At 60.6% G+C, this 21,852-nt stretch carries 19 protein-coding genes; 12 read left to right on the forward strand and 7 right to left on the reverse strand.

Annotated elements, in window-relative coordinates; genetic code table 11:
- Window positions 1-65: 65 nt before the first annotated feature.
- Window positions 66-704: a GNAT family N-acetyltransferase gene (locus CH92_RS11965; RefSeq protein ID WP_025242009.1), complete on the reverse strand. Its 639-nt coding sequence runs from the start codon at window positions 702-704 to the stop codon at window positions 66-68.
- Window positions 705-867: 163 nt separating this feature from the next.
- Here CH92_RS11965 and xthA point away from each other — a divergent pair, with 163 nt between their 5' ends.
- The 10 genes from xthA to xylB all read left to right on the forward strand — a co-directional run bounded on the left by xthA (window position 868) and on the right by xylB (window position 12,959).
- The gene (gene xthA / locus CH92_RS11970; RefSeq protein ID WP_025242010.1) at window positions 868-1,680 is read left to right on the forward strand and encodes an exodeoxyribonuclease III; all 813 of its coding nucleotides are present in this window, start codon (window positions 868-870) and stop codon (window positions 1,678-1,680) included.
- Window positions 1,681-1,836: 156 nt separating this feature from the next.
- The gene (locus CH92_RS11975; protein ID WP_025242011.1) at window positions 1,837-3,210 is read left to right on the forward strand and encodes a substrate-binding domain-containing protein; all 1,374 of its coding nucleotides are present in this window, start codon (window positions 1,837-1,839) and stop codon (window positions 3,208-3,210) included.
- Between the two features lie 108 nt (window positions 3,211-3,318).
- Window positions 3,319-4,254, forward strand: coding sequence for a carbohydrate kinase family protein (locus CH92_RS11980; RefSeq protein ID WP_025242012.1), 936 nt, complete (start codon window positions 3,319-3,321; stop codon window positions 4,252-4,254).
- A gap of 64 nt (window positions 4,255-4,318) precedes the next feature.
- On the forward strand, window positions 4,319-5,224 hold the full coding sequence (locus CH92_RS11985) for an AraC family transcriptional regulator (protein ID WP_025242013.1): 906 nt from the start codon (window positions 4,319-4,321) through the stop codon (window positions 5,222-5,224).
- Between the two features lie 300 nt (window positions 5,225-5,524).
- A complete protein-coding gene (locus tag CH92_RS11990; protein ID WP_025242014.1) occupies window positions 5,525-6,832 on the forward strand; it encodes an ABC transporter substrate-binding protein in 1,308 nt (435 codons plus the stop codon).
- Between the two features lie 72 nt (window positions 6,833-6,904).
- Window positions 6,905-7,849 (forward strand): carbohydrate ABC transporter permease, encoded by a 945-nt coding sequence (locus CH92_RS11995; RefSeq protein ID WP_025242015.1) that lies wholly within the window; start codon window positions 6,905-6,907, stop codon window positions 7,847-7,849.
- Window positions 7,850-7,859: 10 nt separating this feature from the next.
- Complete coding sequence (locus CH92_RS12000; RefSeq protein WP_025242016.1) at window positions 7,860-8,693, forward strand: carbohydrate ABC transporter permease; 834 nt, start codon at window positions 7,860-7,862, stop codon at window positions 8,691-8,693.
- A 47-nt stretch (window positions 8,694-8,740) separates the two neighbouring features.
- Window positions 8,741-9,844: an ABC transporter ATP-binding protein gene (locus CH92_RS12005; protein WP_025242017.1), complete on the forward strand. Its 1,104-nt coding sequence runs from the start codon at window positions 8,741-8,743 to the stop codon at window positions 9,842-9,844.
- Window positions 9,845-9,946: 102 nt separating this feature from the next.
- A complete protein-coding gene (locus CH92_RS12010; protein ID WP_025242018.1) occupies window positions 9,947-11,425 on the forward strand; it encodes a mannitol dehydrogenase family protein in 1,479 nt (492 codons plus the stop codon).
- A 10-nt stretch (window positions 11,426-11,435) separates the two neighbouring features.
- Window positions 11,436-12,959, forward strand: a complete 1,524-nt coding sequence (xylB, locus tag CH92_RS12015; protein WP_025242019.1) for a xylulokinase — start codon at window positions 11,436-11,438, stop codon at window positions 12,957-12,959.
- A gap of 292 nt (window positions 12,960-13,251) precedes the next feature.
- On the opposite strand, the gene CH92_RS12020 is transcribed toward xylB, so the two are convergent.
- Window positions 13,252-14,478 carry an acyl-CoA dehydrogenase gene (locus tag CH92_RS12020; RefSeq protein WP_025242020.1) on the reverse strand — a complete coding sequence of 409 codons (1,227 nt, stop codon included), beginning with the start codon at window positions 14,476-14,478 and terminating at the stop codon, window positions 13,252-13,254.
- 141 nt (window positions 14,479-14,619) lie between these two features.
- Here CH92_RS12020 and CH92_RS12025 point away from each other — a divergent pair, with 141 nt between their 5' ends.
- The gene (locus CH92_RS12025; protein ID WP_025242021.1) at window positions 14,620-15,534 is read left to right on the forward strand and encodes a LysR family transcriptional regulator; all 915 of its coding nucleotides are present in this window, start codon (window positions 14,620-14,622) and stop codon (window positions 15,532-15,534) included.
- 36 nt (window positions 15,535-15,570) lie between these two features.
- Here the strand turns inward: CH92_RS12025 and CH92_RS12030 are convergent, their stop codons facing one another.
- From CH92_RS12030 to CH92_RS12045, 4 genes are all read right to left on the reverse strand, one after another.
- Window positions 15,571-16,590: a LacI family DNA-binding transcriptional regulator gene (locus tag CH92_RS12030; RefSeq protein ID WP_025242022.1), complete on the reverse strand. Its 1,020-nt coding sequence runs from the start codon at window positions 16,588-16,590 to the stop codon at window positions 15,571-15,573.
- 67 nt (window positions 16,591-16,657) lie between these two features.
- Window positions 16,658-17,674 (reverse strand): TRAP transporter substrate-binding protein, encoded by a 1,017-nt coding sequence (locus CH92_RS12035; protein WP_025242023.1) that lies wholly within the window; start codon window positions 17,672-17,674, stop codon window positions 16,658-16,660.
- A 58-nt stretch (window positions 17,675-17,732) separates the two neighbouring features.
- Window positions 17,733-19,010 (reverse strand): TRAP transporter large permease, encoded by a 1,278-nt coding sequence (locus tag CH92_RS12040; protein ID WP_025242024.1) that lies wholly within the window; start codon window positions 19,008-19,010, stop codon window positions 17,733-17,735.
- A gap of 40 nt (window positions 19,011-19,050) precedes the next feature.
- On the reverse strand, window positions 19,051-20,139 hold the full coding sequence (locus tag CH92_RS12045; protein WP_038622988.1) for a gluconokinase, GntK/IdnK-type: 1,089 nt from the start codon (window positions 20,137-20,139) through the stop codon (window positions 19,051-19,053).
- 241 nt (window positions 20,140-20,380) lie between these two features.
- On the opposite strand from CH92_RS12045, the gene CH92_RS12050 reads away from it, so the two are divergent.
- On the forward strand, window positions 20,381-20,659 hold the full coding sequence (locus CH92_RS12050) for a peptidylprolyl isomerase (RefSeq protein WP_025242026.1): 279 nt from the start codon (window positions 20,381-20,383) through the stop codon (window positions 20,657-20,659).
- Here CH92_RS12050 and zapE read toward each other — a convergent pair.
- Window positions 20,647-21,792 (reverse strand): cell division protein ZapE, encoded by a 1,146-nt coding sequence (zapE, locus tag CH92_RS12055; RefSeq protein WP_025242027.1) that lies wholly within the window; start codon window positions 21,790-21,792, stop codon window positions 20,647-20,649. The two genes, CH92_RS12050 and zapE, sit on opposite strands and share 13 nt — an antisense overlap.
- Between the last annotated feature and the right edge of the window lie 60 nt (window positions 21,793-21,852).

Below are 21,852 nucleotides of genomic sequence, written 5' to 3' on the forward strand. Positions count from 1 at the left end.
AGGGCATTGGGAAACTTCGTCGGACATCCACCAGTAGGACTTTGAGCAACCGACAAAATTCGGCTTCAACCGCTATTGGCTTCAACCTGACGAGGAGCAGGATGGAAAAACACATGCTCAACCACCGGCCCGATGGCCACCTGGCCGATCTCCTGATAGCCCTGCCGCGCATAGAAATGCAGGTAACGCGGATTCCCTGTGTCGATCACCAATCCCTTCGAGGCGGTGTCTGCGGCGCACCAGTTGTGCAACGCTTCAAGGAGCTGCTCGCCATAGTGTTGCCCTTGATATTGCGGGTGGACGGCCATCATCGGTAATACATGGAAGGTACCCGGCGGCAGGCAACCCAGCACTGCGGCGTGATAATCGAGGTAACGTCGGGTGCAGCGAAAGCCAGCGGTCAGCAACATCCGCATGCGCCATGCCCAGCTCTCTGTGACATCCAGGCGCCGTTGAGGCGGGGCGATCAGCGCGACGGCGATCAGCCGATCGTCCAGCAACAATCCCAGCGAGGGCTGATCCTGTAGAAGGTGCTGATTCACCAACTCACGTACCGTCGCACGTACACGCTGGTCATAGCCAGGCCGATCGGATTCGAACAGGTAGGCAAAGGTGGGTTCGTGTCGATAGGCGTTGTACAAGAGCGAGCGAGCTTCCCTAGCGTAACCACTGTCCAGCATTCGTACTTCAGCAGGCATCGGCATGGCGGTTCTCTTTGATATTTGTTGTTGTAGAGCCTGATCTCACGTTAGCACTGGCATAACTGCCGTGCCGCCTCTGCGTGAGTTTATCGGCGGCTCGCTGATACGGCTCGCAACGGGCTGCTCGATACGATTAGAATTTCAGTTTTGCCAGAGCCTGACCAATATGAAAATTGTCTCATTCAATATCAACGGGTTACGTGCAAGACCTCATCAACTGGCTGAGTTAATCAATAGACACCGACCGGACGTTATCGGGCTGCAGGAAACCAAGGTGGCTGACGAGCAGTTTCCTCAGGCCGAGATCGAAGCCCTGGGTTATCACGTGCATTTCCATGGCCAGAAGGGCCATTACGGCGTCGCGCTGCTCTCGCGTCAGGCTCCGCTGGAGATCCATAAAGGCTTTCCTGGCGATGGCGAAGAGTCACAGAGGCGCTTCATCTGGGGGCGCTTCGCCGATGGTGACGGGGAGCCGGTCACGGTCATGAACGGTTATTTTCCGCAGGGAGAAAGTCGCATCCACCCCACCAAGTTTCCCGCCAAAACAAAGTTCTACGCGGACTTGCAAGCCCTGCTGGAAGCGCGCTTCACGCCCGACCAGTCAGTTGCGGTTATGGGCGATTTCAATATCTCACCGGAAGACTGCGATATCGGCATCGGTGAAGCGAACGCCAAGCGCTGGCTGCGTACAGGCAAATGCAGTTTCCTGCCGGAGGAGCGCGAATGGCTGGCGCGCCTGAAGAACTGGGGTCTACAGGACAGCTTCCGCACGCTCAATCCCGAGGTTGCCGACCGCTTCAGCTGGTTCGACTACCGCAGCCGAGGTTTTGAAGACGATCCACGCCGAGGCCTGCGCATCGACCTGATTCTGACTACCACCGGCCTGCATGACCGCGTCACCGATTGCGGCGTCGATTATGACATTCGTAGTATGGAGAAGCCCTCCGACCACTGTCCGGTCTGGATCGAACTGAGGTAGCAGCGCCGGCTCGCCTTAGTGCATCCAGCACCGAGCATCGAGCCGCGCTACTGAAACTGCGGAACATCGCTCACATCGTCCCTATTTTGGTCGGCCGTCACATAACGGTAAACAAAGCTTCTTAATCTCCCCGCTTCTTTGAAAGGGAGTCGCTGCATGGCATTTTCTGCGTCCGCACGCACTATAGGGAAACGGGCGCTGCGCCTGGCGTTACTCGGCCTGCTCAGCATCGGTTCGATTTCAGCGAGCGAAGCCACGCCGACGCCGCCTGTAAGCGATAGTCCGGTCCTGCGCATCCAAGGGTCGAACACCGTTGGCGCGAAGCTCGCCCCGATGCTGATCGCCGGGCTGTTCGAAGCGCAGGGTCTGGGTGCAGTACGGATTGCTTCCGCTGGGCGCGAGAATGAGCAGCGCATTAGCGCCACTGACAGTTCCGGTCGTACGCTGCATGCGCTGGTCGCGGCCCACGGGACAGGAACCGGATTTGCCGGGCTAAAGGACGGCTCCGCCGATCTCGCGGCCGCGTCGCGACCGATCAAGGACAGTGAATTCGACAACCTTGCCGCTCTGGGCAATCTGCGCAGTGCAGAGGCCGAACAGATCATCGCCATCGATGGCTTGGCAATCATCGTTCACCCGAGCAACCGAATCACTTCGCTCAGCGTCGAGCAGGTCGCCAATCTCTTTGCCGGCGAGATTCGTAACTGGCGCGAGTTGGGCGGCGATGATCTCGCGGTCGAGCTGCACGCACGCGATGATCAGTCCGGTACCTATGACACTTTCAAGGAGTTGGTGCTCGCCAGGCAAAGCAAGACGCTGGCCGGCAGTGCCGCGCGCTACGAATCCAACGACCAGCTGTCGAACACGGTCAGCAGTCGCCCCGGCGCGATCGGTTTCGTCGGTCTCGCCTCGGTCGGGAGTTCGAAAGCCTTGGCAATTGCCGATGGCAATTCGCAGCCGATGCTGCCCTCCACGGCGCTTGTCGCAACCGAAGATTATCCATTGTCGCGTCGCCTGTTCTTTTATGCCGATCCGGGTCGGCAGTCGGAGTGGACCCGCGCCTACCTCGACTTCGTCCACAGCGCCGCTGGCCAAGCCATCGTCGCGCAATCCGGCTACATCGCGCAGGCGATTACCGCGATCAAGCTGCCAGCCCAGGCGGATATGCCGCCGCTTTACCAGGAGCTGTCCAATACCGCGCAGCGACTGACGGTCAATTTTCGCTTCGACGAAGGGAGCGCGCGTCTGGACAACAAGGCTCAGCGCGATATAGGTCGCCTGATCGATTATCTCCGAGGCACGGACAAAATAATGAACGCAGCGGTGCTGGTGGGCTTCGGTGATGCGAAAGGCGACCCGACACGCACCGCTCTTCTGTCCAAACTGCGAGCGATGGCGGTCCGTCGCGAGCTGTCCCGTGGAGGCATACTCGTTAAAGATATCAATGGTTTAGGCGACCAACTTCCGGTGGCGTCGAACAGCGAGAGCGGCCGCATCAAGAACCGGCGGGTCGAAGTCTGGGTGTACTGAACCGCCAACAATCAGTGCAAAATCGTATTGGCGGAAAGCCTGTGGCGTACTGTTACACGGCACGTACCGCGACTAAGCTCTGAGGATTTACGGCATCGGAAATATCCTATGTACCTGGTCTGTGGCGAAGCCCTGTTCGACGTATTTGCGACGCCCTCGGGCACCCGTAGCAACCGCTTGAATCTCGAGGCGGTAGCCGGTGGATCGCCCTTCAACGTTGCCGTCGGGCTGGCCAGGTTGGGCACGCCCTGCGCACTCTTCACCGGCATATCCAACGATCATCTGGGCCAGCAGCTGCGCCAGGTGCTCGAAGAGGAAGGCGTTGATTGCCGCTATCTGGCGGCTTTCGACGCGCCGACCACCCTAGCGATGGTCGCGCTCGGGGCCAACGGCGTGCCGATCTACAGTTTTCGCGGAGAAGGATGCGCCGACCGCTTACCCCGTGATGAGCATCTCGCCCCGCTTGGCGAGGACATCCAAGGCATTCATGTCGGCTCCTATTCGCTGGTGACCGCACCGGTTGCCGATACCCTGCTGGCGCTAATACGCCGCGAAAGCGGTAATCGTCTGATTTCCCTGGACCCGAATATCCGACTCAACGTCGAGCCGGACGTGCTGCGCTGGCGCGAGCGGGTCGAAGCCTTTGCCGAGCGCGCGCACGTGATCAAGGTCAGCGATGAAGACCTGGCGCTGCTCTACCCCGGTGAAGCGCCCGAAGCCATTGCCCAGCGGTGGCTGCAAGGAAGCTGCGCATTGGTGCTGCTGACTCGCGGGGGCGCTGGCGCGCAGCTGTTCAGTCGGCGTCATGGCGCGCGGTATGCGGCGGCCAGAAGCGTCACGGTGCGCGACACCGTCGGTGCCGGCGATACCTTTCAAGCGGCGTTGCTGAGCTACCTCCATGAGCACGGCCTGAATTCCCCAGGCGCATTGGCAGACATAGAGCCTGGTCAGTTGGAAGCGATGTTGAGTTTCGCGATGCAGGCGGCATCGATCACCTGTTCCAGACAAGGTCCCGAGCTGCCTTACCGATACGAAATCATCTGACCGGTTGGCCGTAGCTCCACGAGCGTCTATAAACCCCAGAGGACTTTAGGACGACGGAACCTGCATGAAAGCGTTGAAGATCACCGATCCATCCTATGAACTGATGGACGATCACCACGGCAACTCGCTGATCTACCGGGAGCACGGGTTCCCTTGCCCACTGGTTCGCTGGCACAACCATAAAGAGTACGAGCTGCACCTGATCGTGGCCAGCTCGGGCAAGGTCTTCGTCGGCGACTACGTCGGTAACTTCGGTCCGGACAGCCTGTTCCTGACCGGGCCGCACCTGCCGCACAACTGGATCAGCCAGGTCGAGGACGGCGAAGTGGTGACCAAGCGCGACATGCTGGTGAATTTCACCGACGAGCTGTTCGAGGCGGGCCACAGCGTTTTTTCCGAACTGCGCAGCTTCACACCGATGCTCGAACGCTCCCGCTACGGAATCGAGTTCCGTTGCCCGCAAACCATCGCCCAGGCGCGCCAGCTGATGCAGCAGATCGCCGACAGCCGCGGCGCCACCCGCCTCGGCTATTTCCTGATCATGCTCGAGCTCCTCGCGCGCTGTGACGACTACCAGTTGCTCTCCGGCGCGACCTCGGCGCAACTGAGCGACGAGCACCATGCCGATCGCACCAACATGGCGGTCAACTACATCTTCGACAACTACATGCGCGAGCTGCCCCTTGAAGAGGTGGCCAGCCACCTCGGTATGAAGCCCACCTACTTCTCGCGCTTCTTCAAGCGCGCAACCGGCCGCTGCTACGTCGAGTTCGTCAACAGCCTGCGCATCAGCAAATCCTGCGAGCTGCTGCTGGATCAGGACAAGCCTGTCACCGACGTCTGCTTCGAGTCGGGCTTCAACAACCTGTCCAATTTCAACCGCCGCTTCCAGCAGCTCAAGGGCATGACGCCGTCGTGCTATCGCCGCCTGATCGAGCAGCGTCTGACCGAGCAGAACCTGGCCAGCTGATACGCTTCCGGACGCTGTCTCCCACCACACTCTCGCACTCCGATTCGTTCGCCAATCCCCGACCGAGCACGGAAAACCCTCGCGCTTGAGCGGTTGGCGCGGCTTAATGCTGCGTATATCCGAGAGACAATCACGTTCAGACCCTGTGCAAAAAAGTATCGTTCGAAGTGTGGTCAGGGCTTTGTCGCCCGCATACTGCCGGCGTTGTAATGCTCGCGAGCCGCTCGTAGCGCAGTACGCGAGCAACAACAAAAACAATAAGCGACTTCCACCGCTCTGCCGTGGAAGAGGAGTTCAGGAATGAAGATTTCACGCTTGCTGCTCGGTACGGCCTGCATCGCCTCGTTCGGCATGGCGCAGGCCGCCGAAACCGTGACCGTCGCGACGGTCAACAACGCGGACATGATTCGCATGCAGCGCCTGTCCAAGACCTTCGAAGAAAAGAACCCCGACATCAAACTCAACTGGGTGGTGCTGGAAGAGAACGTTCTGCGCCAACGACTGACCACCGATATCGCTACTGACGGCGGCCAGTTCGATGTGTTGACCATCGGCATGTACGAAGCGTCGCTCTGGGGCCAGAAGGGTTGGCTCGCACCGATGAGCGATCTGCCCGACACCTACGACCTCGACGATGTCTTCCCCTCGGTACGTGAGGGGTTGTCGGTCGATGGCGCCCTGTACGCCCTGCCCTTCTATGCCGAAAGCTCGATGACCTACTACCGCACCGACTTGTTCAAGCAGGCCGGTCTGGACATGCCGGAGCATCCCACCTGGACGCAGATGGCAGAGTTCGCCAAAAAGCTGCACAAGCCGGGCGAGGACCAGTACGGCATCTGCCTGCGCGGCAAGGCCGGCTGGGGCGAAAACATGGCGCTGGTGACCACCGTGGCCAATTCGTTCGGCGCACGCTGGTTCGATGAAAAGTGGCAACCCGAATTCAACGGTCCGGAGTGGACCAAGGCGGCCAGTTTCTATGTCGACACGTTGAGCAAATACGGCCCGCCGGGTGCGTCCAGCAACGGATTCAACGAGAACCTGGCACTGTTCAACAGCGGCAAGTGCGCCATGTGGGTCGATGCGACGGTTGCCGGCTCATTCGTCACCGACAGTTCGCAGAGCAAGGTCGCCGATAAAGTCGGCTTCGCCTTCGCCCCGCAGCAGGAAACAGATAAGGGCTCGGCCTGGCTGTATTCCTGGGCATTGGCGATTCCGACCAGCTCGCAACAGAAGGAAGCCGCCAAGACCTTTGCCGCCTGGGCCACTTCGAAGGATTACGCCAAGCTCGTCGCCGAAACCGATGGCGTCGCCAACGTGCCGCCGGGCACTCGCGAGTCGACCTACAACGACGCGTACATGGCCGCTGCACCCTTCGCCCAGATCACCCTGGAGTCGCTGAAGCAGGCTGACCCGGCATCGCCGTCCGCCAAGCCGGTGCCCTATGTAGGCATCCAGCTGGTGACCATTCCCGAGTTCCAGGCCATAGGCACCCAGGTCGGCAAGATGTTTTCTGCCGCACTGACCGGGCAGATGCCGGTCGAGCAGATGCTCACTGCGGTCCAGCAGTCCACAGCCCGAGAGATGAAGCGCGCCGGCTACCCCAAGTAGGGATTAAGTAGGCACTCCCACCGGACAGGGCTCGCCTGAGCCCTCATGGCCTTCTTTCCCTGGAGCACGCCCATGGCCACCTCTACCACAGCCATCCCCAAGGCCCCTCTCACCGACACGACAAGCGAGTCGAACGAGCGCAAGCCACGACGATTCGGCTCCAGCTGGTTCCTCGTCAGCCCGTCCGTTGCGCTCTTGCTGCTATGGATGCTGGTGCCGCTGGCGATGACCGTCTACTTCTCGACGATTCGCTACAACCTGCTCTATCCCGGCGAAAACGATTTCGTCGGGTTGGAAAACTTCGAGTATTTCCTGACCGACGCCGGCTTCATCCCCGGCATGGTCAACACGCTGATTCTGGTCGGCAGCGTACTGCTGATCAGCGTGGTCCTCGGCGTGCTGATTTCCGCCCTGCTGGAGGCGGCGGACTTCGCCGGTCGCGGCATCGTGCGCGTCATGCTGATTTCGCCGTTCTTCATCATGCCCACGGTAAGCGCCCTGGTCTGGAAGAACCTGATTTACCACCCGGTGTCAGGCATTCTGGCCGCCGTCTGGAAGTCCTTTGGCGCGCAGCCAATCGACTGGCTGGCCCAACATCCGCTGGCCTCGATCGTGATCATCGTGTCCTGGCAATGGTTGCCCTTCGCGATCCTGATCCTGATGACGGCCATGCAGTCCCTCGACCAGGAGCAGAAGGAAGCCGCCCGCCTCGATGGCGCTGGCCCGATCGCCATTTTCTGGCACCTGACCCTACCGCATCTGGCGCGGCCGATTGCGGTGGTGGTGATGATCGAAACCATCTTCCTACTCTCCGTGTTCGCCGAGATCTTCACTACCACCAGTGGGGGTCCCGGATACGCATCGACCAACCTTGCCTATCTGATCTACAACCAGGCGCTGCTGCAGTTCGACGTCGGCATGGCATCGGCCGGCGGGCTGATTGCGGTGGTGATCGCCAATATCGCGGCGATCATCCTGGTGCGGATGCTCGGCAAGAATCTCACCGAAAAATACTGAGGACAGACCGATGCTTACGCTCAAACAAAGTCGCCGCCTCAATACCCTCGTCGTCGGGCTTTTCGCGTGGGCCGTGGCGCTGCTGCTGTTCTTTCCAATCTTCTGGATGATCCTGACCAGCTTCAAGACCGAGATCGACGCGTTCGCCACCCCGCCGCAGTTCATCTTCACGCCGACGCTGGAGAACTACCTGCACATCCAGGACCGCAGCGGCTACTTCAAGTACGCCTGGAACTCGGTGACGATTTCCTTTGGCGCCACCGCGCTGGGCATGCTGATCGCCATTCCCGCCGCCTACTCCATGGCCTTCTACGAGACCAAGCGGACCAAGGGCACGCTGTTGTGGATGCTCTCCACCAAGATGCTGCCGCCGGTGGGCGTGCTTGTGCCGATCTATCTGCTGGCCAAGCAGTTTGGCCTGCTCGACAGCCGCACGGTACTGATCGTCATCTACACGCTGATCAACCTGCCGATTCTGGTCTGGATGATCTACACCTACTTCAAGGACATCCCCCGCGACATCCTCGAAGCGGCGCGAATGGACGGCGCGACCCTGATGCAGGAGATGGTTCGCGTGCTCTTGCCGATCAGCAAGGGCGGGCTCGCCTCAACGATGCTGCTGTCGCTGATCCTGTGCTGGAACGAGGCATTCTGGTCATTGAACCTCACCTCCTCCAACGCCGCCCCGCTGACCGCACTGATCGCCTCCTACTCCAGTCCTGAAGGACTGTTCTGGGCCAAGCTCTCGGCTGTGTCCACTCTCGCCTGTGCGCCCATCTTGATATTCGGCTGGATCAGCCAGAAGCAGCTAGTCCGAGGCCTGTCGTTCGGCGCCGTGAAATAGCGCCGCCGCGGTATCAACAAGATCGACGAGATTAAAAGGATTCGAACATGGCAGACCTGAAAGTCCACAACCTGAAGAAAAGCTTCGACGGCAACGACATCATCAAGGGCATCGACCTGGACATTCGCGACCGCGAATTCGTCGTCTTCGTCGGCCCGTCCGGCTGCGGCAAATCGACCCTGCTGCGCCTGATCGCCGGGCTCGAGGAAGTCAGCAGCGGCAAGATCGAGCTCGATGGTCGCGACATCACCGACCTCGGCCCGGCCAAGCGCGACCTGGCCATGGTGTTTCAGACCTACGCGCTGTATCCGCACATGACGGTGCGCAAGAACATGTCCTTCGCGCTCGACCTGGCCGGCGCCGACAAACAGGAAGTCGCGCGCAAGATCGAGGCCGCCGCCCGCACACTTGAACTGGAGCCGCTGCTTGAGCGCAAACCGCGTCAGCTCTCCGGCGGTCAGCGCCAGCGTGTCGCCATCGGCCGCGCCATCGTGCGCAACCCCAAGGTATTTCTGTTCGACGAACCGCTATCGAACCTTGACGCGGCGCTACGTGTACAGATGCGTCTTGAGCTGTCGCGTCTGCATCAGGAACTGCAAGCCACAATGATTTACGTGACCCATGATCAGGTCGAAGCCATGACCCTGGCCGACAAGGTGGTGGTGCTCAACGGTGGTCGTATCGAACAGGTCGGCTCACCGATGGAGCTCTACCATAATCCGGCCAACCTGTTCGTCGCGGGCTTTCTCGGCACGCCGAAGATGGGCTTTCTCAAGGGCCGTGTCAGCCGGACCGAAGCGGCCGGCGTCGAAGTCGAGTTAGAAGCTGGCTGCCGACTGTATCTACCCCTAGGTGGCGAGGCACTGTCTGCCGGCGATCCGGTCACGCTGGGCATCCGTCCGGAGCACCTCAACCGCGGCAGTGAAGACGATTGCCAGCTCACCGTAAAAGCCGACGTGAGCGAGCGGCTGGGTAGCGACACCTACTGCCACGTGATCACGCAGAACAACGAGCCGTTGACCATGCGCATCCGTGGAGACTTTACCCCGCGTTACGGCGAGACGCTGTCGCTGACATTGGACGCTGCCCATTGCCACCTGTTCGACAGCAACGGCCTGGCCGTCGGCCAGCCGTTGCAGCAGGTCGCCTGACGGCACCCGCGCCTACTGGAGCCACTATTACTGGCGAATCGCTGCCGCCGAGGTTGCGATTACGCTCCGGCTTTCCCTTTCTCACGCCCTGCGAGGCCTGACATGAAGTTGAAACGACAGAATCTGCCGCAGCTATCAGCGCACATTGCCCGCCCGAGTTATGACCTCAAGGCGGTCACTGCCGGTATCGCGCACATCGGCGTCGGCGGCTTTCACCGCGCGCATCAGGCAGCCTATACCGATGCGCTGATGAACACCGGTGAAGGCCTCGACTGGGGCATCTGCGGTATCGGTACACGGGGCGACGAGCTGAGCATGCGCGACGCCCTGGCCTCGCAGGACTATCTCTACACCTTGGTCGAGCTCGACGACCGACCTGATACCGAAGTGCGGATCATCGGCAGCATCCGCGACATGCTGCTGGTCGGCGAGAACGGTTCCGATACGGTGGTCACTCGGCTGGCTGATCCGGCGATTCGTATCGTGTCGCTGACCATAACCGAGGGCGGCTACTGCATGGACGATAGCACCGGCGAGTTCAACGCCGCGCTGCCACAAATCAAGCATGACCTGGAAAATCCACGCTCGCCGATCAGTGTCTTCGGCCTGCTGTGCGCCGCGCTGGCCCGGCGTCGCGGCCAGGGGATCGGCCCGTTCACCGTGATGTCTTGCGATAACCTGCCGCACAACGGCGATGTCACTCGCAAGGCGACCCTGGCCTTCGCCCATCTGGTCGATACCGAGCTAGCAGGCTGGATTGAACGAAACGTCAGCTTCCCCAACGCGATGGTCGACCGCATCACGCCAATGACCAGCGCAGCGCACCGCAAGGATCTCCGGCAGAAACACGGTATCGATGACGCCTGGCCCGTGGTCTGCGAACCCTTCGTGCAATGGGTCCTGGAAGACAAATTCGTCGCCGGGCGTCCGGCCTGGGAAAAGGTTGGCGTGCAGTTCACCGGAGATGTATCACCTTACGAAGAAATGAAAATCAAGCTACTCAACGGCAGCCACCTCGCCCTGACCTACCTGGGTTTCCTGCGCGGTTATCGCTTCGTGCACGAAACCATGGCCGACCCGCTGTTCGTCGAGTACATCCGCCAATACATGGATGAGGATGTCACGCCGCAGCTGGCGCCCGTGCCAGGCATCGATCTGACGCAGTACAAACAGACATTGATCGATCGCTTCTCCAATTGCGCCATCGCTGATCAGCTGGAGCGCGTCTGCTCCGACGGCTCATCGAAATTTCCCAAGTTCACCGTGCCGACGATCAACCGTCTGATCGCCGACGGTGCCGAACTGGACCGCGCCGCGCTGGTGGTGGCGGCGTGGGCGCTGTATCTGCGCGGCGTAGACGAGAACGAAGATACATACCGGATTCCGGACCCGCGCGCCGAGTTCTGCCAGTCGCTGGTGGAGGAAGACGAGGGGCTCGTCGATCGCTTACTTGGTCGGGAGGAGATTTTCGGCGCTCAGATCCCTCGCTCGGCGGCGTTCCGCGATGCCTTCGAGCGCAACCTGCTGCGGTTGAAGACACTCGGTGTCAGCGGAACGCTCGATCTGCTGCTGACCCGCTGAAGGAGCCGCCATGTTTCTAGGTATCGATTGCGGCACCCAGGGCACCAAGGCGCTGCTGCTAGACGCTGCCAGCGGTCGCGTGCTGGGCCAGGGCTCGGCTAGCCATGCGCTGATAAGTGGCGCAAACGGGCGACGCGAGCAAGATACCGAGCAGTGGATCTCTGCCTTCACAGCTGCCACTGCAGCTGCTCTTGCCGAAGCAGGTGTCGACGGTCGCACCGTGCTGGGCATCGGTGTTTCAGGGCAACAGCATGGTCTCGTGACACTCGATGCCGAGGGTCAGGTGCTTCGCCCGGCCAAGCTCTGGTGCGACACGGAATCTGCAGCGGAGAACCAACGGCTGCTCGAATGGCTGGGCGGTGAACAGGGTTCGCTGCAGCGCCTCGGGGTGGTCATAGCCCCTGGCTACACGGTATCCAAATTGTTGTGGATGAAGGAGCAGCACCCCCGACTGTTCGCCCGCATCGCGCATATCCTGCTGCCCCATGACTACGTGAATTACTGGCTGACCGGCCGTTGCACAAGCGAACACGGTGATGCGTCAGGGACGGGTTATTTCAATGTCCGTACCCGTCAGTGGGACCATGCGCTGCTGCGCCATATCGATCCAAGCGGCCGACTGGAGCGCGCCCTGCCTGATCTGATCGAGCCCTATCAACCGATCGGGCGGATACGCTCTGATCTGGCCGCCCGGCTGGGACTGAACCCCCAAGCCATCGTGGCCAGCGGGGGGGGCGACAACATGATGGGTGCCATCGGCACCGGTAATATCCGCCCCGGGGCGATCACCATGAGCCTTGGCACCTCGGGCACACTCTATGCCTTCGCCGAGGAACCACACATCAGTCCCCAGCCGTCAGTGGCGACCTTCTGCTCGTCCAGCGGTGGCTGGCTGCCGCTGATCTGCACCATGAACATGACCAACGCGAACGGCGCCATTCGCGAGCTGCTGCAACTCGACCTCTATCAGTTCAATGCCTTGGTGGCACAGGCTCCCATTGGTGCCGAAGGCGTAACCGTGCTGCCTTTTTTGAATGGCGAGCGCGTGCCCGCCCTGCCCCAGGCGACAGCCAGCCTGCACGGCCTGACTGCGGACAACATGACCCGTGCCAATCTCTGCCGCGCCGTGGTCGAGGGCGTGACCTTCGGCTTGCGGTACGGGTTGGATCTGCTCCGTGAGAGCGGGATTCGCAGCGAGCGGATCCAGTTGATCGGCGGTGGTGCGAAAAATCCGCTGTGGCGGCAGATCGTCGCCGACATGATGGCCACGCCAGTGGTCTGCACCTCTCATAGCGAGGCCGCGGCGCTCGGTGGCGCGATCCAGGCGGCCTGGTGCCACGCCAGGCAAATCCAGCCACAGGCCAGCCTTGTCGAGATTTGTGAACGTTGCGTCAGCGTTGACGAAGCAACCGCCGTCGAGCCTGATGCCAACGCAGTTCAGGCTTATGAACAGGCCTACCGGCGCTATCGAAATCTGGTCATCGCCAGCTACGGTCAGCGCACGCCGCCGGATCTGACGACGGTCGCGCCGTAATGAGCCAGCCATTGCCCTTAAGCTGAGGTGCGAAATCCCAGAGCTGCGATGCCGTCCGCTGCGCTGCCAAGCTTCGAGCCTCCTGATGGCGAGCCAGCTCGCTCCTTACAGATGCCAGATGCCACCACATGCCCTGTCGGAGCGAACTGGCTCGCGAATCAATTTTCACCGCACCGCAGAAGTCAGCAGACGTTCGCAATACCGGGCGATAAGGCCCTTCCCCGACCGCAAACAACAAAAAAGACAGACCCATGCGCCATGGATCTGCCTTTTCGGTTAAGCCAAGCTTATATCAGCGGCTGCGCAGCATTTCCCGTGGGAAATACTTGCCTAACTCATGCTTGGCGATCGATGCGCGATGCACCTCGTCCGGGCCATCGGCCAGACGCAGGGTGCGCTGCATCGCCCACCAGTGCGCCAGCGGGAAGTCTTCGGAAACACCAGCACCACCATGGATCTGAATGGCGCGGTCGATAACCTTCAACGCCACGTTTGGTGCAACGACCTTGATCTGCGCTATCTCACTGGCGGCAATCTTGTTGCCCACGGTATCCATCATGTACGCCGCATTGAGCGTTAGCAGGCGCGCCATGTTGATCTCGATGCGGCATTCGGCGATATGGTCCAGGTTGGCACCCAATCGCGCCAACGGCTTACCGAATGCGGTGCGGTTCACCGAACGTTCGCACATCAGTTTCAGCGCGCGCTCGGCGACACCCACGGAACGCATGCAGTGGTGAATGCGGCCCGGGCCGAGGCGGCCTTGTGCAATTTCGAAGCCGCGGCCTTCGCCGAGTAGCACGTTCTCGTACGGCACCCGCACGTTTTCCAGCAACACTTCGGCGTGGCCGTGCGGTGCGTCGTCGTAGCCGAACACCGGTAGCGGACGCAGCACCTTCAGACCCGGTGCGTCCATCGGTACGAGGATCATCGAATGCTGCTGGTGGCGCGGTGCATCCGGGTTGGTGAGGCCCATGAAAATCATGACCTTGCAGCGTGGATCACAGGCACCGGACGTCCACCATTTACGACCATTGATAACCCACTCGTCACCCTCGCGAACCGCGCGGGCCTCCATATTGGTGGCATCGGAAGACGCCACACCCGGCTCAGTCATGCCGAAGGCGGAGCGGATTTCCCCACGCAGCAGTGGCTCAAGCCACTGCTTCTTGTGCTCTTCGCTGCCGTAACGAACCAGCACTTCCATATTGCCGGTGTCCGGCGCCGAGCAGTTGAATGCCTCTGGGCCAAGGCCGGAGCTGCCCATGATTTCGGCCAGCGGCGCGTATTCGGTATTGGTCAGCCCAAAGCCCAGTTCGGAATCGGGCAAAAAGAGGTTCCACAATCCTTCGGCTTTCGCCTTGGCCTTGAGCTCTTCGACGATCGCGGTGGGCTGCCAGCGGTCTCCCTCGCTTACCTGTTGGTAGAAGATCTTTTCAGCAGGATAGACATGCGCATCCATGAACGCCTGGACGCGCTCACGCAGCTCTTGAACCTTGGGGAAATAGGCGAAATTCATGGCGACCTTCTGCACGTAATGTTTTGTAGTTTTGAATGCTAGAGGACGGCCAACGATTTATCTAAGCTATTTTCCTCGTGTATAAACATTCATCACCGATATATGATCGGCCAATTCCGATACACGCCAGAGAGCACAACAATGAACCTGAACAAGGTCGATCTGAATCTATTTATCGTCTTCGATGCCATCTATACCGAGGCGAACCTGACCCGCGCCGGGCAGATCGTCGGCATTACCCAACCTGCCGTTTCAAATGCATTGGCGCGCCTTCGCGAGACTTTCAACGACCCACTCTTCGTGCGTACCGCCCAAGGTATGGTGCCGACGCCGATGGCGCAGAACATCATCGGGCCGGTGCGTAATGCACTGCAGTTGCTGCGGGTTTCGGTGCAGGAAAGCCGTACCTTCAATCCGCTACAGGCGAACAAGACCTTCCGCATCAGCATGACCGACCTGACCGAGGCCGTGGTACTGCCACCGCTGTTCCAGCGGCTGCGGCGGCTGGCGCCGAACGTGAAGATCGAAAGCATGCTGGCCAAGCGCCGCGAAACCACCAAGGAGCTGGCTGCCGGCCGCCTGGATTTCGCGATGGACGCGCCGCTCAATACCGATCCACAAGTACGCCATGTCAAGCTGCTGGAAGACCGCTACGTCTGTGCCATGCGCCGCGGACACCCGTTAGCGAAGGACAAACTCAACGTCGAGGAATACCTGTCGCTGTCGCACATACATATTTCCAGCCGGCGCAGCGGCCTGGGAATGGTCGATCTGGCCCTGGGCAAGATGGGCCAGCAGCGCAAGATTGCCCTGCGCTCGCAGCACTACATGATGGCTACTCAGGTGATTCAGCAGACCGACATGGCCGTTACCGTGCCGGAGCGTTTCGCCCGTCGTCACGACTTGCACCAGATCCCTTTGCCAGTGGACATTCCACCACTGGAGACACACATCTATTGGCACGAAAGCACCGATCAGGACCCTGCCAACCGCTGGATGCGTGAACAGATGATCGAAATTGCCCAGCAGGTCACCGCGGCGCAACACGCCGAATAGCAATACCGCCGGCAAGACTTACTTGCCGGTCGCCAATCACGCGCTTTCGCGCATTACCACTTCGAAGCCGACATCGATCCGTCGTTGCGGCGGTGTGTCGCCACGCATCAAGCTGAGCAGCATTTGCCCGGCCAGCTTGCCAATTTCACTGCGGATGGTGCGTACGGTGGTCAGTGCCGGATGCATCCAGGCCGCCGCTGGCAAGTCATTGAAGCCGGCGATCGCCAGGCGCTGTGGCACGGCAAGCTGCAGCTGACGCGCGCGGAACAGCGCGCCCAGTGCCAAATCGTCGTTGTTGAAGAAGATCGCATCGATCTGCGGGTGCTGCGCTAACAGGCGGTCGAGCAATTGCGCGCCCAAGCCGATGGACGATACCTCCGGTGTCAGCAGTTCCAGCGCGGCAGCGTAACGCGACGCGTCGCGCATGGCCTGGCGGTAACCTTCGGCGCGCTGAAGCGTGCGGGGGTCGAGTTGGGCAGCAGCGAAGGCGATATGGCGATAGCCGCGCTCGAGCAGCTTGCGAGTCATCTCCGCGCCCGCCTCGTACTGCGAGAAGCCGACGCAGTAGTCTTCCTCCGCATCGCTCAGCTCCATCAGGGTCACGATCGGGCTGGTGTAGCTCCCGAGCACTTCGCGTGCGGCGTCACTGCGTTCGAATCCGGTTACCAGCAGTCCAGCCGGCTGATGCGCCAGATAGGCGCGTAACAAGCGCTCGTCTTCTTCGGGATGGTAATGGCTGACGCCGATCATCAGCTCATAGCCAGCCGGCATCAGCACGCGCTGAATGGCCTCGACCGTATCGACGAACACCGCGTTCGACAGCGACGGGATGATCACCGCGACCAGATTCGATCGGGCGCTGGCGAGGTTGCGCGCGGCAGTATGCGGGACGTAACCCAGCGCCTTGACAGCCGTCATCACGCGCTCGCGCAGCGCATCAGACACCCGTTCGGGTTGAGACAACGCACGTGAGGCGGACATTAGCGAGCAGCCTGCGCTGCGGGCAACATCGGAGAGCGTGGCCCGTTCCAGAGAACGACGACGGCGAGAACTCATAACGGCATCCAGCGACCAAGGGCGAAAATTCTATAACGGGATGACGCCCCCGCAGGGGCGCTCCTGGTCACTTAGGTGCTTTTGCAATTTCCGCCTGAACTTCTTTGAACAGCGGCTCACCCACTGTGTCGACCACGGTCTGGATCGCTGGCTTGGCCTTCTCGCGCATGCGCTGAATCTCTTCAGGGCTGACCTTGTTTATTTCCATGCCCTGCTCCTTGATTTTGGCCAAGGCTTCTTGCGCTTCGGCACGAGTGTCCGCACGCTCCGAATCGCGCGATTTCTTCGCCGCTTCCATGATGATGTTCTGCTCGGTTTCGGACAGGCCATCCCACCAGCGCTTGGACGCCGTGACAATCCACGGGCTGTAGACGTGATTGGTCACGCTCAGGTACTTCTGCACTTCGTAGAATTTCGAAGAAAGGATCGTGTTGTACGGGTTTTCCTGGCCGTCGACCGCCTTGGTTTCCAGCGCCGTAAACAGCTCGGAGAACGGCAGAGGCACCGCGTTGGCGCCCATCTGCTTGAAGGTATCGATGAATACCGGGTTGGGCATCACGCGCAGCTTGATGCCGTTGAAATCCTCCATCTTCTCTACCGGACGCACGTTGTTGGTCAGGTTGCGGAAGCCATTCTCCCAATAGACGAGGCCGACCAAACCCTTCGCTTCCAGCGCATCCATGACCTTCTGACCGACCGGGCCGTCAAGCACGTAGTCCGCCTGCTTCTCATTTTCGAACAGGAAAGGTGTATCCCAGACGGCCATTTCCTTGGAGATACCAACCAGTGTCGCCGTCGAGCCGACCATCATTTCCTGCGCCCCGCCCATCAAGGCATTCTGCATTTGGTCATCCGAGCCGAGGCTGGCCGAACCGAAGGTGCGAACCTTGAGTTTGTTGTCCGAGGCCTTGGCGATCTCGTCGACGAGTACCTTCGCCGCGCGGCCCTGGTTGCTGTCTTCATTGAGGCCGTAGCCGAAGCGGATCATCCGCGGCCGGATGTCGTCGGCCGCCTGTGCGGTAACGGCGGTGATGGCGCTGCCAAGGGTGGTAACGGCCAGGGCCGCGATGAGAAAACGTTTCATGCTGACGTACCTTTTGTTGTTGTGGAGGGTTGGGTGAAGCGATTGATGTCTCACCTGGTCACCGGAGCCATTGCAACGGCACGGTGATGATCGACGGTACCGCGACCAGCAGCACGACGATGGCGAGATAGATGAAGAAGAACGGGATCACGCCGCGCACCAGCGTCTCCATGCGTAGCCGACCTATCCCGCCGACGACGTTGAGCACCGTGCCGACCGGTGGTGTGATCAGTCCGATCGATCCGATCAGCACGAACATCACGCCGAAGTACACCGGATCGATACCGGCCTTGACCGCGATGGGCGCCAACACGGGCCCAAGGATCAGAATGGTCGGCGTCAGATCGAGCACCATGCCAACCGCAATCATCAGCAGCATGATGGCAACCATCAGCAACTTCGGATCTTCAGCCAGCGGGCCGAGCATCGAGGCTATTTCGTCCGGGAGCTGCGCCAGGGTGATCATGTACGCCGAGACGATGGCCGCGGCACAGAGAAACATCACTGACGCCGTGGTGCGGCTGGCGCGCGTAAGGACCTCGACCACGCCGCCCCAACTGAGCTCGCGGTACAGCAGCGTCGACACGAGCAATGCATAAACTGCGGCGACGACAGCCGCTTCGGTGGGGGTAAACAATCCACCGCGCAAACCGCCGACGATGATTACCGGCAGCATCAGCGCTGCGGCGCCGTCGACCAGGGCCTTGCGTCGCTCGGCCCCCGTGGCCTTTTCCTGCTTTGGCTCGTCGATCTTGCGAGCGATCAGCGTCCAGGCGATGACCAGTCCGGCACCCATCATCAGGCCCGGCACCATGCCGGCCAGGAACAGCTGGCTGATGGAGGTATTGGTCACGACACCATAGATCACGAACGGCATGGAAGGCGGAATGATCGGCGCGATGATGCCGCCAGCCGCCACCAGGCCCGACGAGGAGCTCAACGGATAGCCGCGTTCGCGCATCATTGGCAGCAGCAGGGTCGCCAACGCCGCAGTGTCTGCCAGTGCCGAGCCGGACATACTTGCCAGCAGCACCGAGGCGGCGATCGCGACGTAGCCGAGCCCGCCACGCTTATGGCCGAAATAGGCCTGCGCCATATTGATGATTCGCCGCGAAATCCCGCCGGCATTCATCAATTCACCCGCCAAAATAAAGAACGGCACCGCCAAGAGCGGAAAGCTGTCGGCACCGGCCTGCAGATTCTGCGCCAGCAGCTGGACATCCCAGAAATCCAGATACCACATCAACACCGCGCCGGTAAGAATCAGCGCGAAGGCGATCGGCATGCCGAATGCCATGAAGCCAAACAATGAAGAAAGGAAAACGACGACAGTCATGCAAGAACCTCGGCGGGCGTTGCCCTGTTGTTATCGGAAGTCAGTCAGCTGTGATGTTGGCGTCGGCCGCATGCGGCTGGGGTCGCCCGCGCCAGACATTGACCAACTGCAACAGCGCCAACACCGCCAAAGCCACCATGCTGGCCATCACGGGCAGCATTGCCACCGCCAGTGGGTAGCCGACCACCGGGCTGCTGATATTCCAGCCGAACTGCATCTGGTTCCATCCACCCAAGGCGGCCATGCCACTGGCAACAGCCACCATTAACCAACTGACCGAGTCGACCAGACGGCGGAATAACATTGGAAAGCGGTCACGGATCATGCTGAACGCCATCAATTCGCCGCGGCGCATGCTGGAGGCGACGCCCACGAAAACCAGCCAGACGAAAGCCAACCGCGAGAGCTCCTCGGCACCGGTCCAGCCGGTTCCGAACGCATAACGCAGCACCACGCTGCTGAACACGACGATCACCATGAACGCCAGCAACGCGGCCATCAGCCAGTCGGTGACCCGATCGAAGCCCTGCGCAACCTTTCCGGTATAGATCGGAGGAGTGGTTAACTCAGCGCCGTGCTTGATCGCTTTGTTAGCGCTATCAAGCGGTCGCGTGGAAAGATCCTCACGACTGGCGATGTCCAGACCGGGTGCGCTTTGCATCCAGGCGACGATCTCCTCAAGCACCCGCTCGCGTGGTTGGCTGGCATCCACAACCAGCACGCCGGGCTCGCCTTCCGGTGATTCAAGCGTGGCGAACTGGCTGTCCACTAGGGAGATCGGCATGAAATGCCCGGCGCGACCACCGACCCGCTGAACGGCGGTGTCGTAATCGATGGAAAGATGAGCGAAACGCAACGAGGGAACCGCGTCGCGTAGCAGGTCGCGGTAGCGGCGCTTGAGTGCCGAGCAAGCGAGCACGAAGCCGACGCCCTCTTCGGTAGCCCGTTGCATCTCAGTGATGAGTTTGCGCAGCCATTCGACCCGGTCGGCGTCCGATAATGGAGTGCCAGCACGCATTCGGGCGACGTTTTCTTCAGGATGATAGTGATCGGCTTCGATATGTCGAAAACCCAATGCATCGGCGACGGCATGGCTGGTATCGGTCTTGCCCGATCCGCTGACGCCCATGACCACCAACGCTCGACAAGTCGCAGGAAAATCGCTGTTGGAGTGGAAATCCACTATCGGCTCTCCGGCAGCATCGAAGTGCTGCGTTATGATTGTTGGCCGAATGGTAGCGCTAACATGCAACATCCATAACTACCGTTCGTCGGTCCAAATCGCGGACGAACGGTCGACGTCTAGCGATGCCGCTTCGGTTCTACACCCGTTCTGACTACAATCGCCGCCGCACGCAAGGAGTACCGCAATGCCCAAAGCCATGGCCCGCCATATCCTGGTGAAGACCGAGCCCGAAGCCGCACAGCTGAAAAAACGCATCGCCAACGGCGAGGCTTTCGACGTGCTTGCAAAGAAATATTCGACTTGCCCGTCTGGCAAGAAAGGTGGCGACCTGGGCGAGGTGCGCCCAGGCCAGATGGTCCGAAGCATCGACCAGATCATTTTCAAGAAAGCGCTGCGCGAGATTCATGGCCCGGTAAAAAGCCAGTTCGGTTATCACCTGGTTCAGGTGTTCTACCGCGACTGAACAGGGCTCGGCTCGAGCGCGCCGAACCGCTGTAACTGCATTTCCCGCAGTCGGCTCAGGGTGCGACGAAACGCGAACGATAAATATCCCTGGGTGTACAACGCGTCCAGCGGCACCTGCGCCTCCAGATATAGAGGCACGCCGCGGTCGTAACACTCATCCACCAGCGCAATAAAACGCCTGACCGCATCGTCGCGCGCGGCCAGCTTCGGTAGCTCGCGGTCCCCCGCCTCCACCCGCGCCGCAGCATCTTCGGTGCCACGGGCAATACGCCCTTCCCTCTGCTCGCTACCGAGCTGGGGGATTTCACTGATCAGGATTGCAGAGAAGCGATCGCACAGCTCGATGAAATCCAGCGCAGAAAAAGGCTGTTCGCAAAGGTCGGCAAAACGACACCAGATCACCGACTCGCTACTGCGCACCGTCTGCAGTTGACGGCGGCCTATGATCGCCAGATCAGCATTGGAAGCCTCGCCGCCAATCAGCTTGTCGAATACGGACCGCAGCGCGCTCGGGCCGTCTGGCGTGCTAATCCAAAAGCGTTGCAGCGCGGCGCCGGGACGCTGTCGATGGTCCGCGCCGCCATTCACCTCGACCACCAGCATGTGCCGCTCGATGGCATCGATGGCCGGCACGAATCGCTCCCGGTTGAAGCCATCAGCGTATAGCTGACCAGGCGGCTGATTGGACGTGGCGACGATGACCACCCCGTGCTCGAACATGACCTGGAACAGGCGTCCAAGGATGATTGCATCGCCGATATCGCCAACGAACAGCTCATCGAAGCATAGTACACGGACTTCCTGGCTCAATTCTTTGGCGAGCAGCTGCAGCGGATCGGCATTGCCAGTGAGCTGGAACGATCTGATGTGCACCCAGCGCATGAAGTGATGAAAGTGCTGCCGGCGTGACGGCACCTGCAAGCTGCGGTGAAACATATCCATCAGCCAGGTTTTGCCGCGTCCTACCGGCCCCCACATATAGACGCCGCGCGGCGACGCCACGGCCGTGCCATGCAAGGCTTCGTGGCAGCGCTGCAGCAAATCGACAGCGCGCAGCTGAGCAGCGTCACGGACAAAGTCCTGATGCGCGATGGCCTGCTGGTACAAGGCAAGCGGGGAGCTGTGTTCCATGAAAAACAGGTCGTTGGTGATAGGGATCGCGATGGTAACGCAGGCACGTCTGAATCACAG

This window comes from Stutzerimonas stutzeri (assembly GCF_000590475.1).
Lineage (GTDB): Bacteria > Pseudomonadota > Gammaproteobacteria > Pseudomonadales > Pseudomonadaceae > Stutzerimonas > Stutzerimonas stutzeri_D.

What these genes read in the sequence shown, in the direction of transcription:
- CH92_RS11965 (WP_025242009.1), bottom strand. Translation starts at nt 704, where the DNA reads ATGCCGATGCCTGCTGAAGTACGAATGCTGGACAGTGGTTACGCTAGG.
- xthA (WP_025242010.1), top strand. Translation starts at nt 868, where the DNA reads ATGAAAATTGTCTCATTCAATATCAACGGGTTACGTGCAAGACCTCAT.
- CH92_RS11975 (WP_025242011.1), top strand. Translation starts at nt 1,837, where the DNA reads ATGGCATTTTCTGCGTCCGCACGCACTATAGGGAAACGGGCGCTGCGC.
- CH92_RS11980 (WP_025242012.1), top strand. Translation starts at nt 3,319, where the DNA reads ATGTACCTGGTCTGTGGCGAAGCCCTGTTCGACGTATTTGCGACGCCC.
- CH92_RS11985 (WP_025242013.1), top strand. Translation starts at nt 4,319, where the DNA reads ATGAAAGCGTTGAAGATCACCGATCCATCCTATGAACTGATGGACGAT.
- CH92_RS11990 (WP_025242014.1), top strand. Translation starts at nt 5,525, where the DNA reads ATGAAGATTTCACGCTTGCTGCTCGGTACGGCCTGCATCGCCTCGTTC.
- CH92_RS11995 (WP_025242015.1), top strand. Translation starts at nt 6,905, where the DNA reads ATGGCCACCTCTACCACAGCCATCCCCAAGGCCCCTCTCACCGACACG.
- CH92_RS12000 (WP_025242016.1), top strand. Translation starts at nt 7,860, where the DNA reads ATGCTTACGCTCAAACAAAGTCGCCGCCTCAATACCCTCGTCGTCGGG.
- CH92_RS12005 (WP_025242017.1), top strand. Translation starts at nt 8,741, where the DNA reads ATGGCAGACCTGAAAGTCCACAACCTGAAGAAAAGCTTCGACGGCAAC.
- CH92_RS12010 (WP_025242018.1), top strand. Translation starts at nt 9,947, where the DNA reads ATGAAGTTGAAACGACAGAATCTGCCGCAGCTATCAGCGCACATTGCC.
- xylB (WP_025242019.1), top strand. Translation starts at nt 11,436, where the DNA reads ATGTTTCTAGGTATCGATTGCGGCACCCAGGGCACCAAGGCGCTGCTG.
- CH92_RS12020 (WP_025242020.1), bottom strand. Translation starts at nt 14,478, where the DNA reads ATGAATTTCGCCTATTTCCCCAAGGTTCAAGAGCTGCGTGAGCGCGTC.
- CH92_RS12025 (WP_025242021.1), top strand. Translation starts at nt 14,620, where the DNA reads ATGAACCTGAACAAGGTCGATCTGAATCTATTTATCGTCTTCGATGCC.
- CH92_RS12030 (WP_025242022.1), bottom strand. Translation starts at nt 16,590, where the DNA reads ATGAGTTCTCGCCGTCGTCGTTCTCTGGAACGGGCCACGCTCTCCGAT.
- CH92_RS12035 (WP_025242023.1), bottom strand. Translation starts at nt 17,674, where the DNA reads ATGAAACGTTTTCTCATCGCGGCCCTGGCCGTTACCACCCTTGGCAGC.
- CH92_RS12040 (WP_025242024.1), bottom strand. Translation starts at nt 19,010, where the DNA reads ATGACTGTCGTCGTTTTCCTTTCTTCATTGTTTGGCTTCATGGCATTC.
- CH92_RS12045 (WP_038622988.1), bottom strand. Translation starts at nt 20,139, where the DNA reads ATGGGCGTCAGCGGATCGGGCAAGACCGATACCAGCCATGCCGTCGCC.
- CH92_RS12050 (WP_025242026.1), top strand. Translation starts at nt 20,381, where the DNA reads ATGCCCAAAGCCATGGCCCGCCATATCCTGGTGAAGACCGAGCCCGAA.
- zapE (WP_025242027.1), bottom strand. Translation starts at nt 21,792, where the DNA reads ATGGAACACAGCTCCCCGCTTGCCTTGTACCAGCAGGCCATCGCGCAT.